The sequence below is a fragment of the Novosphingobium kunmingense genome (genome assembly GCF_002813245.1).
Classification (GTDB): Bacteria; Pseudomonadota; Alphaproteobacteria; order Sphingomonadales; family Sphingomonadaceae; genus Novosphingobium; species Novosphingobium kunmingense.
In genome coordinates this window covers 70933-83551 of the sequence record NZ_PHUF01000003.1, presented here as the reverse complement: position 1 = coordinate 83551, position 12619 = coordinate 70933, and the positions used below count along the sequence as shown (strand labels likewise).

Sequence of the window (12619 nt, the reverse complement as noted above, 5' to 3'; positions counted from 1 at the left end):
CGACTTGTGCCAGCGCGGCAGTTCAAGGTCTAGGCGCTGTCTTCGAGAGCGTGGATATCGGCGTCGGACAGGCCGAAATGGTGGCCGACCTCGTGGATAAGCACGTGCGCGACGAGGTGTTCCAGGCTCTCGTCCCCGCGCGCGATCCATTCGTCCAGGATGGCGCCGCGGAACAGGCGGATGCGATCGGGCATGGTCCCGTTCGGCGCGCCGAACTTTTCCCCCACCGGCACGCCTTCGTAGATCCCGGTGAGCTCGAAGGGATCCTCGATGCCGAGCGCGTCGAGTGTGGCCTGATCGGCGAAATCCTCGACCCGCACGGCAACGCCGGCCAGATGGACCCGGAATTCCTCCGGCAACCGCGCCAGGGCGGAAAGCGCCAGGGTTTCGATTTCATCGAGGGTCGGGGCAAGGCCGAAGGGGCGTGTCATGGCGTGAATGTAGGCACGCGGCGGCCCAGCGCAACGGCTTGCCTATCGCCCCGGCGCCCGCTAGGGCGCGCCCTTCCAGTGCACGCGGAGCGGTGGCCGAGTGGTCGAAGGCGCTCGCCTGGAAAGTGAGTATACGTCAAAAGCGTATCGAGGGTTCGAATCCCTCCCGCTCCGCCATAACACCCCGATTTTATTGATAATTTTCCAAACCAAGGCCGATGTTCGCATAAACGCTTGCCCGATGGCGCGATTGCTTGAAGCCGGACGCCACCGGACAAATTGGCTTCCAAAGTAGCGGGGAAGTGCGGCGTCGTCTTGCAAGTATGCGGTTTACCTGCGCCGTGGCGAAGAACAGCATTAACGCTGATTCCAAAAAATACAGCCTCCGCCACGGTATCGGCGGAGGCTGCTGAGGCGGGAGAACAGTTTCCCGCTCTCCTCGGGTCGCACATTTGCAGGTGCTCCTGCATTGCTAGATGATCGACATATCACTCACGCCCCGAAACGGTCGCCAGGCCTGCCTCCGCGCGGAGGCCTTCGACAACCGCAAGACAGTCTCGGCGGTTGCGGTAACCACCACAGTCGGCCACCATTGCCCCTGTCCCGTCAGTCAGCCGCCAGTGCCAGTCCCCACCCCCAAACAAGGTGGAGGTCAAGGAAACCTGCTCAGCCCGGTATATGTCGAAGTGCGAGCGGCCTTCGGGCCGATGTCGCGTAAGGGCCGTTTGCGCCCCCGTCACATTGGTGTCAGGTGGCCGGCTGGTGACCTGGATCAAGCTAGGTTGATTGACCATTTCGGGCTCCGTTGGTCCCCATCCGACGCCTACCAAGGACCCCGGGCGCGATAGAATGGAAAACGTCGAACGGATCCCGCAATGAGGTAATCGGCAAGCCTCAGACGCATTTCGTCGGCCCCTTCGCCCGTTGTGCAGACGAGGTGAGTTCCCCCCGCAGGAAGCGGTTCTATCGCGCTAATCGAGACACCGCTTTCATCGCAGCGTTTGCGGACATTTGCTTCCGGCAGCTTCAGATTCATGGCCCGGCTCATTGCCGCGCTCCTGTGAGTTTGAAGGCCAAGCGGTTGATCTCTCCCCGGACCGCGGAATATCCCACGTCGCTGCCGCCAGCCAGATCAAGCGGCTTAGCCCCAAGCCCGGCGTGATAGAGGTTGAGAAATTCCAACGCCGGCTCACGTCCGCCGAGAAGTGCGAACGCGAGATGCGTGATTTGTCCCTGCCGACTTATCATTTGGCCCGGCAAACGCGGGGCCGCCTTGCGCCAGCCCAGGGACCGACGCTTGCCGCCAGCCTCGGAAGGGCTCGCAGCCACCATGCCGGAAGCCGGCTCGCTTTCTTGCGTGCTCACTCCGGGCACTCCATGCTGTGGAGCCAGCCCGAAGAGGCTGCCGCTCCAACCGAAAGCTGGTAATTTCGGATGCGATTGGCCAAAGCACCCGCGGCGGCGAGATACCTGGTCCGAGCGAGACGACTGGGTGTGGCAGCAGCACGCATGATCGAATGCTGGTGCTGCGAATACAGCTGATTGAGGTCCATGTCAGGCGCTCCACCGAGTAAGCGGGAGCGCGATGGTCTCTCAGCCAAGGACGCCTACATATCGCGTGCCCTTGATAAGTTCTAAATAGGCCAACAACCTCTGAATAACAAGGGGCCGCCGGTTTGAATCGGCACTTCTCGCACCAGCCGCGCAATCTCCCGCAGGTATCGCTCCGTCTATTTTTCCATTTCCCTCCCCCCGGTGTGGAGGTTCTCGGCAATGACAGCTTGCCCGCCGCGATTATTGGCGTGCGCGTGGCGCACCCCCTGTTCCCCGCCGCTCCGCCAGTTTGGGTTCTTGCCCGCAGCGTTCACGCCAGAGCGGGACGAAGCCGCGAAGAACCGCCCTGCAGCTGCGCCAATGCGGAATTCGTCAGGCGACCAGACTGCTCGACAGCGCGATTTCGGCGATCCCGCGGCGCCCGTTGATGCGGTCAAGCTGAACCACGATATCGATGACCGAGGCCGCATAGCTCAATGTTTCGGCGCGGTTGAGGCCGATGCCCGCCTGCATCGCCATCAGCGCGATCTGTTCCAGTGCGCCGCGCGGGGTGTTGGCGTGCACGGTGGAAAACGACCCGGGGTGACCGGTGTTGATCGCCCTTAGAAAACTGATCGCCTCGGTCCCGCGCAGTTCGCCCAGCACGATCCGGTCCGGCCGCATCCGCAATGTTGCCTGGAGCAGATCGTTGGCCGAAACCTTCGCCTCGCCCAGTTCGCCCTTGACCGCGATCAGGCCGACGCCGTTGGCCCCGGGCAGGCGCAGTTCGGCCGTGTCTTCGACCAGCACGACGCGTTCGTGCTGGGGGATCTCGTGCAGCATGGCATTGAGGAAGGTCGTCTTGCCGGTCGATGTGCCGCCAGAGATCAGGATGGTTTTGCGCCGCCGCACCGCCTCGCGCAGGAAGGCGATCGGGGTGGAGCGGGCATCCGGCATCGGCGCGTCCTCGCGCGGGATGATCGGCCCCCGGTCGTAAGCGTCGAGCGGCAGGTCGAGAAGCCGGTGACGCCGGATCGCCAGGGCCCAGTGCCGCCGCGTTGCGGGCGGGCCGCACAGTTGGATGCGGGCACCGCCCGGGAGGGTTGCGGCAAGCAGGGGGTGTTCGCGGTTGATCCCCTGACTGCTGACCCGCGCCACCTGCTCGGCCAGGCGCTGCAGCAGCTGGCCGGTAATCTCGGGCAGGACGATCCGCTGCATTCCGGGGCTGTCGGCGTCTTCGACCCACAATTCGCCCGGTCGGTTGACGAGCAGTTCGGTGACCGTCTCGCGATCGAGCCATTCGCGGAACGGCGCCAGATATGCGTCGAGATAGACGCTGCGCGGCTCGTCGATCGGCACCGCGCCATCCGGCGCTTCCGGCAGACGGTGCACGGCTCCGGTCACTGCGTCGCCACGCTGGAGAAATCGAGGTCGCGCGCGGTGAAGACGCGGATCGGCTGACCCTGCCGAACGCGCAGGGTCGGGCTGATCTGACCGTTCTGGCCGACCGCCGCCGCCGCCGCGGACTGGCCGCCGCCGGCGATCACGACCCCGGCGTTTCCGGTCAGCGCCGAGAGGCCGCCGACCACCGAGAGCAGCATCGCCGAGCCGAAGCGTTCGAAGAAGTGGGTGTTGACCTTTCCGGCCAGACCGGTGTCGCCGGCAAAGCCGACCGCGGGCGAACCGATTTCGACCGAGACGCCATCGGGCCGGATCAGCCGGGTCCAGATCACATAGGCGCGCTTCTGCCCTGCCTGCAGCCCGCTCTTGTACTGGCCGATCAGGCGCGAAGACCGCGGCACCAATACGCGGGTGCCATCGAACGAGCGCACGTCGACCGAAACGACCGCGCGGACATAGCCCGGAACATCGGTGTCGATCGCCGTTTCAAGGACGGCGGGAATCAGGGTTCCCTGGGTGACGGTGGTGCGCGGATCGAACGTGCTCCGCGCCCTGGCCGAACTTCCGCCAACGCCGCCGATCCGGGTTGCGAAATCGTCGTTGGTATTGCCGGTCGGCATTGCCGTGGGCGCCCCGCCCGGTCCGGCAAGTGCGCCGGCCGGTCCCGCCGACGGAGCGGGAAGGGCGCTGGCATCGAAAATCATCGTCGGCGATGCCGCCGGGTTGGACGCCGGGCCGGCCATCGGCATGCTTTGCGGCGGGGCCGCAAGGATTGCCTGCGGCGCGGGGCCGGGCTCAAGCCCCGGCGCGATGCCGACCGGAGCGGGCGCAACGGGAACGACGCCGACCGGCGCGGCCTGCACCGGGTTCTGGGCAGGCAGTGGCTGCGCCTGCGGCACTGATTGCGGCTGATTGCGCGCCGAATCGAGGCTCCACAGTGTCACCGCGCCGAGCAGGCCGACAATGGCGATCCCGGCAAACAGGCCGAGCCCGTCGCGGCCCGGCTTGCGCTGGGTGACCGAAGGCAGGACGTTGCGGGTGGCAAGGTCGATGATCTCGGCACTGTGCCCTTCGCGCGGGTCGCGGTCGTTGGCGGCATCGAGGCCTGCGGGAATTCTGCGGTTGAGGCGCATGGCTATCGACCTTCGCTGGGATTCTGGCTGGCGGCGAGGGCCGCGGTTCGAGGCTTGCCGGGCTGGGCGGCGTATTCGAGCGTGGCAACGTCCTTGCCAAAGCGCAGGACGATGATCCGCGGCACGCCTTCGATCACCGTCATGTCGTCGCGGACCGCGAAGTTCACAGGACCTTCGACCCCCGCCTCGTTGCGGATCTGGATCGCCGGAATGGGCACGTTCGCCGGCCATTGCAGGTAGGTGGAGGTGCCGTCGTCATAGACCTTGGCGGGGAGAAGTCCCGGCTTGCCCCGCTGGCGCCAGTCGAAGTTCAGGCTGGCCGGGTCGACCGGCGGTTTCACGCCGGCGCCGGGAATGGCGCCGGCCTCGGCCGCGGTCAGGCCGGCATCGGCCAGGGCGGGCGCCGGTTTCGGCTTGGGCTCGTCCGGATAGGTGAAGCGCAGGACATAGAGCGGCTGGGCCGCGCCGCCAGCGACAAGGTCGAAAAGATAGGTGTGACGATCAGTGATGACCGTCATGTTGGTCCGCGCCTTGACGCTCAGCGGCTTCACGAACAGCATGTTGGCCCGCTTGTTCGGCGTGACTTGCCAGCTGTTCGAATCGCCGATCGCGACGTTCTCGATGTGCTCGTCGTCGGAGAAGGCGATCGATGCCTGCACGCTGACCCGCCCGTCGATGCGGGTTACCTCGTCAGCGGTGTAATGGCGCGTGACGATGCGAGGGTCGCGCGCCTGGGCCGGCGCGGATGCCGCGAGAGCAAGAGCCACGGCGAACAACGGCAGGCGGATCATCGGATCATCTCTTTCTTGGCCCTGACCGGGGTCGATGGATAGCGGCTGCCGAGCCCGCGCGTGCGGCGGACCGGCTGGAACGCCGCGCCGGCCTGAGCCGGAGCGGCGGCGTTGTTGATGACGGTGCGGTTCGATCCCGTGCGCACCGATCCGGCGGCCATGCCGGGGTTCGGATCGGACGGCAGGATCAGGGCGGCCGTACGCGCATGCGGTGCGATCGAGGCCGCTGCCCCGCCGGCCGGAGCAGCGCCGCTGCGGATCGTCTCGATCGATGCGGACGCACCAGGCGCCTGCGCGGATGGCGATCCGGGCTCGGCATCGGCCAGGCCAAACACGCGCCAGGCCGACACGGTGGTTCCCGCCACCTTGAGGATCAGGCTCATCAGCGCGACGTGAACTGACGCCGCCAGGAACAGTGCGATCGCCGCCCGCCCGTCGAGCGCGCCTTCGGGCGACCGCAGCGCCGCCACGACCGGAACGATCAGCTCGAGCACGATGCCGCCGCCGACCACCACGAACAGGGGGGTAATGGCGGTCAGGACGAGCCCGCGCAGCCAGCCGGCGGTCAATCCCCGCGTGCCGCGAAACAGCGCAAAGACGACGAATGCCGGTCCGACGGCGAGGAGCACGGCCAGCGCGATGCGCGAAGTGACCAGGACCCCGACCGTGCCGAGCAGCAGCAGCAGCGCGCCCAGCCACATCACGTTGGCCGGCGTGAAGCTTCCCGATGTGACCCCGGCTCCGGCACCCTGCGCGCTCTGGCCGCTGGCCTCCGCGACCTCGGCAATGGCGCCGAAGATCAGGTCGATCCGGTCGGCGAAGATCTGCGTTGCCGATCCGCGTGCGCCGGTGAGTACGCTGGCGATCTGGTCGGGTCCGCCCACGGCAAGGTTCCAGACCACGCTCTGGTAGGCGATCCAGCTGGTCGCGAAGGTCAGCACCAGACCCAGCGTCATCATGCGCGGGGTGAGGGCGGAAATGCCGACCCGGCTGCGTCCGGTAAGCAGGGAAAAGGCGAAGAACGCGATATAGAGCGTTAACAGCGCGGTCAGCGCCGGGACGAGCGCGCCGTTCCCGCCGAACAGCCGGCCGAACGCGGCCGCGGTGGTCTCGCTCGCCAGGCAATCGACCGCGCGCAGCGCCGGAGCGACTCCGGCTGCAGCGACGTTGGAAAATTGCTGGCAGGCGCTCATTCGGCGGCCTCGGTCCAAATCGCCTGGTCGGCATCGTCGCGCGGCCAGGCCGTGCCGGTCAGCGCCGGATACCAAGCGGCTGGCGCGTCGCCGTAGTCGGCACGCAGCGCGTCGAGACGGCGCGCGGTGCTTTCGCGACCGGACAGGATGGTCAGCACCTCGGGCATGCCCGACAGGTCGAGCCGCGCCACGACCGAGACGTCGGGCTGGCGGATCAGGAAGCAGCGGCTTTGCGCGGGCAAGGTGCGGATCACGTCGAGTTCGTGGCGGGTGAGGCCAAACCCGTCGCAATAGTCTTCCGGCCGCGCCCGGGCGTTGGGCATGAACAGCATGGTGGCCGTCTGTTCGACCAGGGCGGTCGAAATGCGGCTGTCGAGGGCATCGCGCGCGCTTTGCGTCGCAAAGCCGATCAGCGCGTTGCGCTTGCGCAGCGTCTTGAGCCAGTCGCGGATCCGGGCGGCGAAAACCTCGTCGTCGAGCGCCTTCCACCCTTCGTCGACCAGGATCATCGTCGGATTGCCGTCGAGGCGCTCCTCGATCCGGTGGAACAGGTACATCATCGTGGGCGTGCGCAGACGCGGGCTTTCCAGCAGCGCCGTCATGTCGAAGCCCAGGACCCTGCCCGACAGGTCGAGGCGGTCCTCGGCGTTGTCGAACAGCCAGCCGTTCTCGCCGCCTTCGAGCCATGCATCGAGCCGGCTGGCGAGATCGCCCGGAGAGGGCCGGCGGGTGCCGGCCAGCAATTCGCGGAAGTGCGTGAGCCGGCGCAGCGCCGGATCGTTGGCATAGGCGGCGTCGACCGCGGCAGCGATGGTCGTCGCCTCTTCCGCGCCGTTCGCCGCGAGCAGCACCTGCAGCCAGTCGCGCAGGAAGGCGCGGTTGGCCGGCGTGTCAGGCAGCGCCAACGGGTTGAAGCCGGTCGGATGGCCGGCGGCAATCCGGCTGTAGCGCCCATTGATCGCGCGGACGAATGGCTCGGCCCCGCGATCCTTGTCGAAAACGACGGTGCGCGGCGCGAACTTCTGCGCCTGCGCGGCGAGGAAGTTCATCACCACGGTCTTGCCCGAGCCCGAAGGACCGATGACCGAGAAGTTGCCGAGATCGCCGGTGTGGAAGTTGAAGAAGAACGGCGTCGAACTGGTCGTCTGCAGCAGGGTCACCGCTTCGCCCCAGTGGTTGCCGTCGGCCTGGCCCAGGGCAAAGCCGTGAAGCGAACCGAAGCACGCCATATTGGCGCTCGAGATCAGGGCGCGGCGGACGATGAAAGCTTCGTTTCCGGGAAACTGGGCCCAGAACCCCGGCTCAAGGTTGACGTCCTCGCGCACGGCCACGGCCCCCGCTTCGGCGAGCGCGGCGGCGCAACCAGCCACCGCATCGTCGAGGCTGGCCAGGTTGTCGGTGCGGATCAGGACCGACAGGTGGTGATCGCCGAAGCCGACCGAACCGACGCCCAGCGCATCGCGCGCCGACTGCATTTCGCGCCGTTCGGCCATTGCTTCCTCGTCGGCCGACCGCAGGCGGCGGATCGACAGGTCGATCCGTTCGCGGGCGAGCTGGCGATCGGCGGGCGCGTAGGTTTCGGTCAGCACCAGTTCGCACGGCAAGCGCAGCAGGCCGTCGGTCAGGCCCGGGCCGGTGCTGTCGGGATAGTCCTTCAGGCTGACCAGCGCCGCGAAGCCGGAGTTCGCCGGCCCCTGCAACTCGATCGCGTCGAGGCCGAAGTTGACGCGGCGATAGGGCAGCATGTGGCCGAGGTTGGTCTGTTCCGCCGGACGGCGCACTGGACGCATCTCGCCGTTGAACAGCGCGGACAGCAATTCAAGCGGTTCCGAGCAGGTACCCGATGCGCCGTCATAGTCGCCGAGCAGGCGCGCGCCATAGGCGCCGAGCGTGGCGATGATGCTGATCGCCGCAGCGCGCAGCGCGCGCACATCGCCGGGATCGGCTTCGAATACGTCCTGACCCCGACGCTTGAACGCCCGTCCGATCCGCTCGGGCCAGCCGGCCTTGCCGCGCGTCGGGCGCCGCACCAGGGTAATGAACTGGTCGTTCACATACAGCGCGCCATCGGCCAGCCGGTTGCGCCAGCGGGCGTCGACGTGGGCGGCAAAGGGATCCTCGAACTGCGCATCGAGTTCGACGTGAACGCGCCGGCGAATGACGTGATGGTACAGCACGAGGCGCGAATCGAGCACGCTGCGCAGCATCACTTCGCGCGAGGCGGCATGGGCGTTGAGCTCGTCGCTGTCGGCGGTTTCGAAGTTCAGCCCGGGCACCGCCAAGGCGATCATGACCGATCCGTCGCGCAGCAGCATGACGTTCTCGTCGACCATCTTTTCGTAGGGAAGCCGTTCCCCGGCCAGCGCTTCCTTGCTGCTCCACTTTGCCATCGAAGAGGGCCCCGAAAAAATACCCATCAACCCGGTTCCTTCAAGGCGCGTAGCTGTTGCAGCCCCAGCGCTGCCAATTGCGAACCCGGGGGCAGCGGCTGACCCGGGTAATCCACAGGTCGAAGACGCGCGGTTCGCGAAGGCAGGCCAGATAGCCGATTGCGTGGACGATCAAGGCAACGGGCAAGGCCAGAAAGCTCTTGGTGATCAGGAACGCCTCGGTCGTCACCGCGGCGTTTATGATGAAGAAGCTGTAGGTGACGCCGGCAAACATCTGCGGTCTGGTCAGCGCCCGGTGGACCGGAAATCGGACAAGAGCGACAGGTTCCGACATCGCCGATCAGCCGACCGCGGCCGCGGACTGGATCCCCGAGACGATCGCACCGGCGCCGAACAGGATGAAGGTGCCGATGATCACGGTCGCCCCGAAGCGCCAGTTCATGCGCCCGGTCAGCATCATGAAGCCGACCGCGGCAACCGCCATGACCGCGACCGCGGTCGCCACGTTGCCAAGCAGGGTGCCCTGCAGCCACGACAGCGCCGCAACGATCGGGCCGGAGCCTTGCGGATTGGCGGTCTGGGCCTGGGCCTGGACGGGAACGGCAAGCAGCCCAGCTAGAACGGGCAGGCGCAGGTAACGCATCGAAATCATCTCCGGACGGGAAGGGAAAGCCGCTCGAGAATGGCGGCGACATATAACCGCGTTTCGCGGATCGAGGGGATGCCGCCAGCCTGGCGGACCCGGCCCGGCCCGGCATTGTAGGCGGCAAGCGCGCGTTCGACATCGCCGTCGAACGTGTCGAGCTGCATGCGCAGGTACCGGGCGCCGCCCTCGAGATTGGCATCGGGATCGTCGGAATTGACGCCCAGTTCGCGGGCCGTGCCAGGCATAAGCTGGGCCAGCCCGCGCGCTCCTGCCGGCGATACGGCGGCGGGGTTCCAACGGCTTTCCTGCCAGACGAGGGCTTCGAGCAGCGCGGGGCTGATATCGTACTTGGCGGCGACCTGACCGACCCGCGCGCGCCAGCGATCGGGCCCGGCGGCGGCGGCCACGGTCGTCAGGCCTGCATGGGATTCTTCGAAATTGTCTATGGTGCTCGGGCTGCGCTCGGCGTCGAGAGCAAAGGGCGCGGCGGCCAGCTTTCCGCCGCCGGCAATCCAGCGGCTGCCATCCGCGCCGATTTCGAGCACGTCGGCCCTGGCGGCAGCCGGTTGCGCGACACCGGCGACAATGGCGCACGCCGCGGCAAATTGCCACAAGGTCAGGCGATTCGGTGTCCGTTTCATGACGGCGCAATGCGCGCGCCGTATGACATTAGTGTGACGGTTAGCCTTCAGTTCAGCGCATTACGCCCCGCCGGGCCGCGGGATCCCGCTTCTGGGCATCCTTTGGCCCGGTTGCCCTCGCAAGGGCAGTTCGGCCCTGCCCGTTACTTCAGGGCAAGGGGAGTGCGCGACCTCAGCATGGCCAGACCGAGCCGGGCGGCGCTGCGCGAGTCGAGCCAGCGACCGTCGGCCAGTTCAAGGTCGTAGCGATCGGGGCTCTGCACCGCCTTGATCAGACTCGCGCGCGCGACGTCGACGCGTCCCAGCCGGACGTTGGCCGCCGCGAGATTGATCAGCGCGGCAGGATCGCGCGGCTCGACCATCAGCCGGGCGTCTATCACCTTTATCGCGGCGAGGTTCCGGCCCTGCCGCAGCTCCTCGTACCCGACATTGTCGGTCGGGGCACGCGATTCGACCGTGATGACAGGTGACGCCACCAGGGCCACTGCAAGCATGATGCTCATTGTCGACTATCCTCTTCCCAACTCTTTTTCGTGCTCCGAGGATATGGAAATTCAGCCGTTCTGCAAGAAAAATTCGATTTTGTCATAAAAGCGAAACAAACATCGCTTTGTGGCACCACCCCCCGATTCGGTGGCCCAAACGTGTCAGCCGCACGACAGAATACGGTCAAATTGCATCCGTCATTCTGACAGAGAACCGAAGCTGAACTGTCATGGAGAACACCTAAGAGCGATTCGCGGCGCGCTCGAAGTTGACCGCTTCACTCGTTTTCCAAGGGGATATCATCGTGACAAAGTTTCAAGGCCTGTGCCTGCTGGGCTGTAGCGCCATCGCGCTTGCCGGCTGCGGACCGGACGACATCGCATCGCCGGGCACCGGCGGAGACGTAACGATCAACTATCCGACTCCGACGCCGACCCCCACGCCGACGCCGACCGGGCCGGCCACGGTCACCGCAGCTGCCGGCTGCCCGACGATCGCCGATCCGCAGGGTCTGACCGACGGCGGAACGATCACCGGTCCGACCGGAACGTGGCGCGTCTGCCGTCTGCCGAGCCTGGTCAAGGTGTCGAGCACGCTGCCCAAGCTCGCCGGCCTGCTTTACGAGATCAACGGCCGCGTCAACGTGGGCTGCGACGGCGGCTTCAACGCGCCGTCGGCCACCGTGCCGGTCACGTCGACCACCGTGGGCTGCAGCACGCCGCTGACGTCGGACACCAACGTCACGTTGACGATCGCGCCGGGCGCAATCCTGTACGGCGCGACCGGGCAGTCGTGGCTTGCCGTCAATCGCGGCAACCGTATCGCTGCCGTCGGCTCGGCCACCGCGCCGATCGTGTTCACCAGCCGCGACAACGTCCTGGGCCTCAACGACGACACGTCGCAGGGCCAGTGGGGCGGCGTGGTGCTGATGGGCCGCGCCCCGGTTACCGACTGCAACGTCGGCACCGTTGCGGCCGGCACCTGCGAGCGCGATACCGAAGGCGCGGCTGACCTTGCCCGTTACGGCGGTGCGAACGCCGGCGACAACTCGGGCCGGATGAGCTACGTCCAGATCCGCTATTCGGGCTTCGTCCTGGGCGCGGGCCGCGAACTGCAGGCCCTGACCACCGAAGGCATCGGTTCGGGAACCGTCCTTGACCATATCCAGTCGCACAACAGCTCGGACGACGGCGCCGAGTTCTTCGGCGGCGTGGTCAACATGAAGTACTACATCGCGACCGGCGCCGACGACGACAGCATGGACGTCGATACCGGTGCGCAGATGAAGGTGCAGTACGCCATGCTTCTGCCGCGCGCGACCAAGGGCGATGCGCTGTTCGAAATCGACAGCAACGGTGCCGAGGCCGACACGCCGCGCACCAACCTGACCGTGGCCAACTTCGTGGCGATCCAGCCGCAGACCAGCGCGGACAACGAAGCCAACGACCAGGCTGCCTCGCTGTTCCGTGGCAACTCGGACAACACCTTGGTCAACGGCCTGATCATCGCGCCGGCAAACGAGTGCCTCCGCCTGAACGGATCGGGTACGACCCCGGTTACGTTCACGGCCCGCTCGCTTGTCATGCACTGCAACGCGACGAAGTACATCGGCACGGGCAGCTTCACGGCTGCTTCGGTCCAGACGGCCTTCGGTTCGGGCACGAACAACAACAACGACGCGTTCATTAACACGCTGGCGAGCATCTTCATCAACGGCGCCAACGAAACCGCCGTGCCCGCCTTCAACGCATCGACCCTGAACTCGTTCTTCACCGCGACCACTTGGATCGGTGCGGTCAAGGACAGCGCCGACAACTGGTACGCCGGCTGGACCTGCAACAGCGCGACCGCGAACTTCGGTTCGTCGTCGTCGTCGTGCACCTCGCTGCCCGTAAGCTGAAGCAAGGCTGCCTGACACAAGTACGGGGGCAGCCAGTTTCTGGCTGCCCCCTCGCTTAATGAATTCGTGGGGAA

General features: G+C 66.5%; 12 protein-coding genes and 1 tRNA gene. 2 read left to right on the top strand and 11 right to left on the bottom strand.

What is annotated here, in order from left to right; all coding sequences use genetic code 11:
* Nucleotides 1–29: 29 nt before the first annotated feature.
* Nucleotides 30–431: a metallopeptidase family protein gene (locus B0I00_RS06460; protein WP_100866588.1), complete on the bottom strand. Its 402-nt coding sequence runs from the start codon at nt 429–431 to the stop codon at nt 30–32.
* A gap of 86 nt (nt 432–517) precedes the next feature.
* On the opposite strand from B0I00_RS06460, the gene B0I00_RS06455 reads away from it, so the two are divergent.
* Nucleotides 518–608: transfer RNA gene (locus B0I00_RS06455), tRNA-Ser, on the top strand.
* 867 nt (nt 609–1475) lie between these two features.
* On the opposite strand, the gene B0I00_RS17000 is transcribed toward B0I00_RS06455, so the two are convergent.
* From B0I00_RS17000 to B0I00_RS06395, 10 genes are all read right to left on the bottom strand, one after another.
* The gene (locus B0I00_RS17000; protein ID WP_157812489.1) at nt 1476–1796 is read right to left on the bottom strand and encodes a hypothetical protein; all 321 of its coding nucleotides are present in this window, start codon (nt 1794–1796) and stop codon (nt 1476–1478) included.
* A 561-nt stretch (nt 1797–2357) separates the two neighbouring features.
* A complete protein-coding gene (gene virB11, locus B0I00_RS06435; protein ID WP_232730148.1) occupies nt 2358–3356 on the bottom strand; it encodes a P-type DNA transfer ATPase VirB11 in 999 nt (332 codons plus the stop codon).
* Nucleotides 3357–3364: 8 nt separating this feature from the next.
* The gene (locus B0I00_RS06430; protein WP_100866583.1) at nt 3365–4498 is read right to left on the bottom strand and encodes a TrbI/VirB10 family protein; all 1134 of its coding nucleotides are present in this window, start codon (nt 4496–4498) and stop codon (nt 3365–3367) included.
* Nucleotides 4499–4500: 2 nt separating this feature from the next.
* The gene (locus B0I00_RS06425) at nt 4501–5289 is read right to left on the bottom strand and encodes a TrbG/VirB9 family P-type conjugative transfer protein (RefSeq protein WP_100866582.1); all 789 of its coding nucleotides are present in this window, start codon (nt 5287–5289) and stop codon (nt 4501–4503) included.
* The gene (locus B0I00_RS06420; RefSeq protein WP_100866581.1) at nt 5286–6482 is read right to left on the bottom strand and encodes a type IV secretion system protein; all 1197 of its coding nucleotides are present in this window, start codon (nt 6480–6482) and stop codon (nt 5286–5288) included. Before B0I00_RS06420 ends, B0I00_RS06425 begins: the two co-directional genes overlap by 4 nt.
* Nucleotides 6479–8899 carry a VirB4 family type IV secretion/conjugal transfer ATPase gene (locus B0I00_RS06415; protein ID WP_100866580.1) on the bottom strand — a complete coding sequence of 807 codons (2421 nt, stop codon included), beginning with the start codon at nt 8897–8899 and terminating at the stop codon, nt 6479–6481. The genes B0I00_RS06420 and B0I00_RS06415 overlap by 4 nt, the downstream gene beginning before the upstream one ends.
* 13 nt (nt 8900–8912) lie before the next feature.
* Nucleotides 8913–9206, bottom strand: a complete 294-nt coding sequence (locus B0I00_RS06410; protein ID WP_100866579.1) for a type IV secretion system protein VirB3 — start codon at nt 9204–9206, stop codon at nt 8913–8915.
* A gap of 6 nt (nt 9207–9212) precedes the next feature.
* Nucleotides 9213–9515, bottom strand: a complete 303-nt coding sequence (locus tag B0I00_RS06405) for a TrbC/VirB2 family protein (protein ID WP_100867124.1) — start codon at nt 9513–9515, stop codon at nt 9213–9215.
* Nucleotides 9516–9520: 5 nt separating this feature from the next.
* The gene (locus B0I00_RS06400; RefSeq protein WP_100866578.1) at nt 9521–10159 is read right to left on the bottom strand and encodes a lytic transglycosylase domain-containing protein; all 639 of its coding nucleotides are present in this window, start codon (nt 10157–10159) and stop codon (nt 9521–9523) included.
* Nucleotides 10160–10302: 143 nt separating this feature from the next.
* A complete protein-coding gene (locus B0I00_RS06395) occupies nt 10303–10662 on the bottom strand; it encodes a hypothetical protein (RefSeq protein WP_100866577.1) in 360 nt (119 codons plus the stop codon).
* A gap of 287 nt (nt 10663–10949) precedes the next feature.
* On the opposite strand from B0I00_RS06395, the gene B0I00_RS06390 reads away from it, so the two are divergent.
* Nucleotides 10950–12545: a hypothetical protein gene (locus tag B0I00_RS06390; RefSeq protein WP_100866576.1), complete on the top strand. Its 1596-nt coding sequence runs from the start codon at nt 10950–10952 to the stop codon at nt 12543–12545.
* Nucleotides 12546–12619: the final 74 nt, after the last annotated feature.

Coding starts and splice junctions, on each gene's coding strand:
- B0I00_RS06430 (WP_100866583.1), bottom strand. CDS start 4,498: ATGCGCCTCAACCGCAGAATTCCCGCAGGCCTCGATGCCGCCAACGAC.
- B0I00_RS06400 (WP_100866578.1), bottom strand. CDS start 10,159: ATGAAACGGACACCGAATCGCCTGACCTTGTGGCAATTTGCCGCGGCG.
- B0I00_RS06405 (WP_100867124.1), bottom strand. CDS start 9,515: ATGCGTTACCTGCGCCTGCCCGTTCTAGCTGGGCTGCTTGCCGTTCCC.
- B0I00_RS06420 (WP_100866581.1), bottom strand. CDS start 6,482: ATGAGCGCCTGCCAGCAATTTTCCAACGTCGCTGCAGCCGGAGTCGCT.
- B0I00_RS06395 (WP_100866577.1), bottom strand. CDS start 10,662: ATGAGCATCATGCTTGCAGTGGCCCTGGTGGCGTCACCTGTCATCACG.
- B0I00_RS06425 (WP_100866582.1), bottom strand. CDS start 5,289: ATGATCCGCCTGCCGTTGTTCGCCGTGGCTCTTGCTCTCGCGGCATCC.
- B0I00_RS06415 (WP_100866580.1), bottom strand. CDS start 8,899: ATGGGTATTTTTTCGGGGCCCTCTTCGATGGCAAAGTGGAGCAGCAAG.
- B0I00_RS06460 (WP_100866588.1), bottom strand. CDS start 431: ATGACACGCCCCTTCGGCCTTGCCCCGACCCTCGATGAAATCGAAACC.
- B0I00_RS06410 (WP_100866579.1), bottom strand. CDS start 9,206: ATGTCGGAACCTGTCGCTCTTGTCCGATTTCCGGTCCACCGGGCGCTG.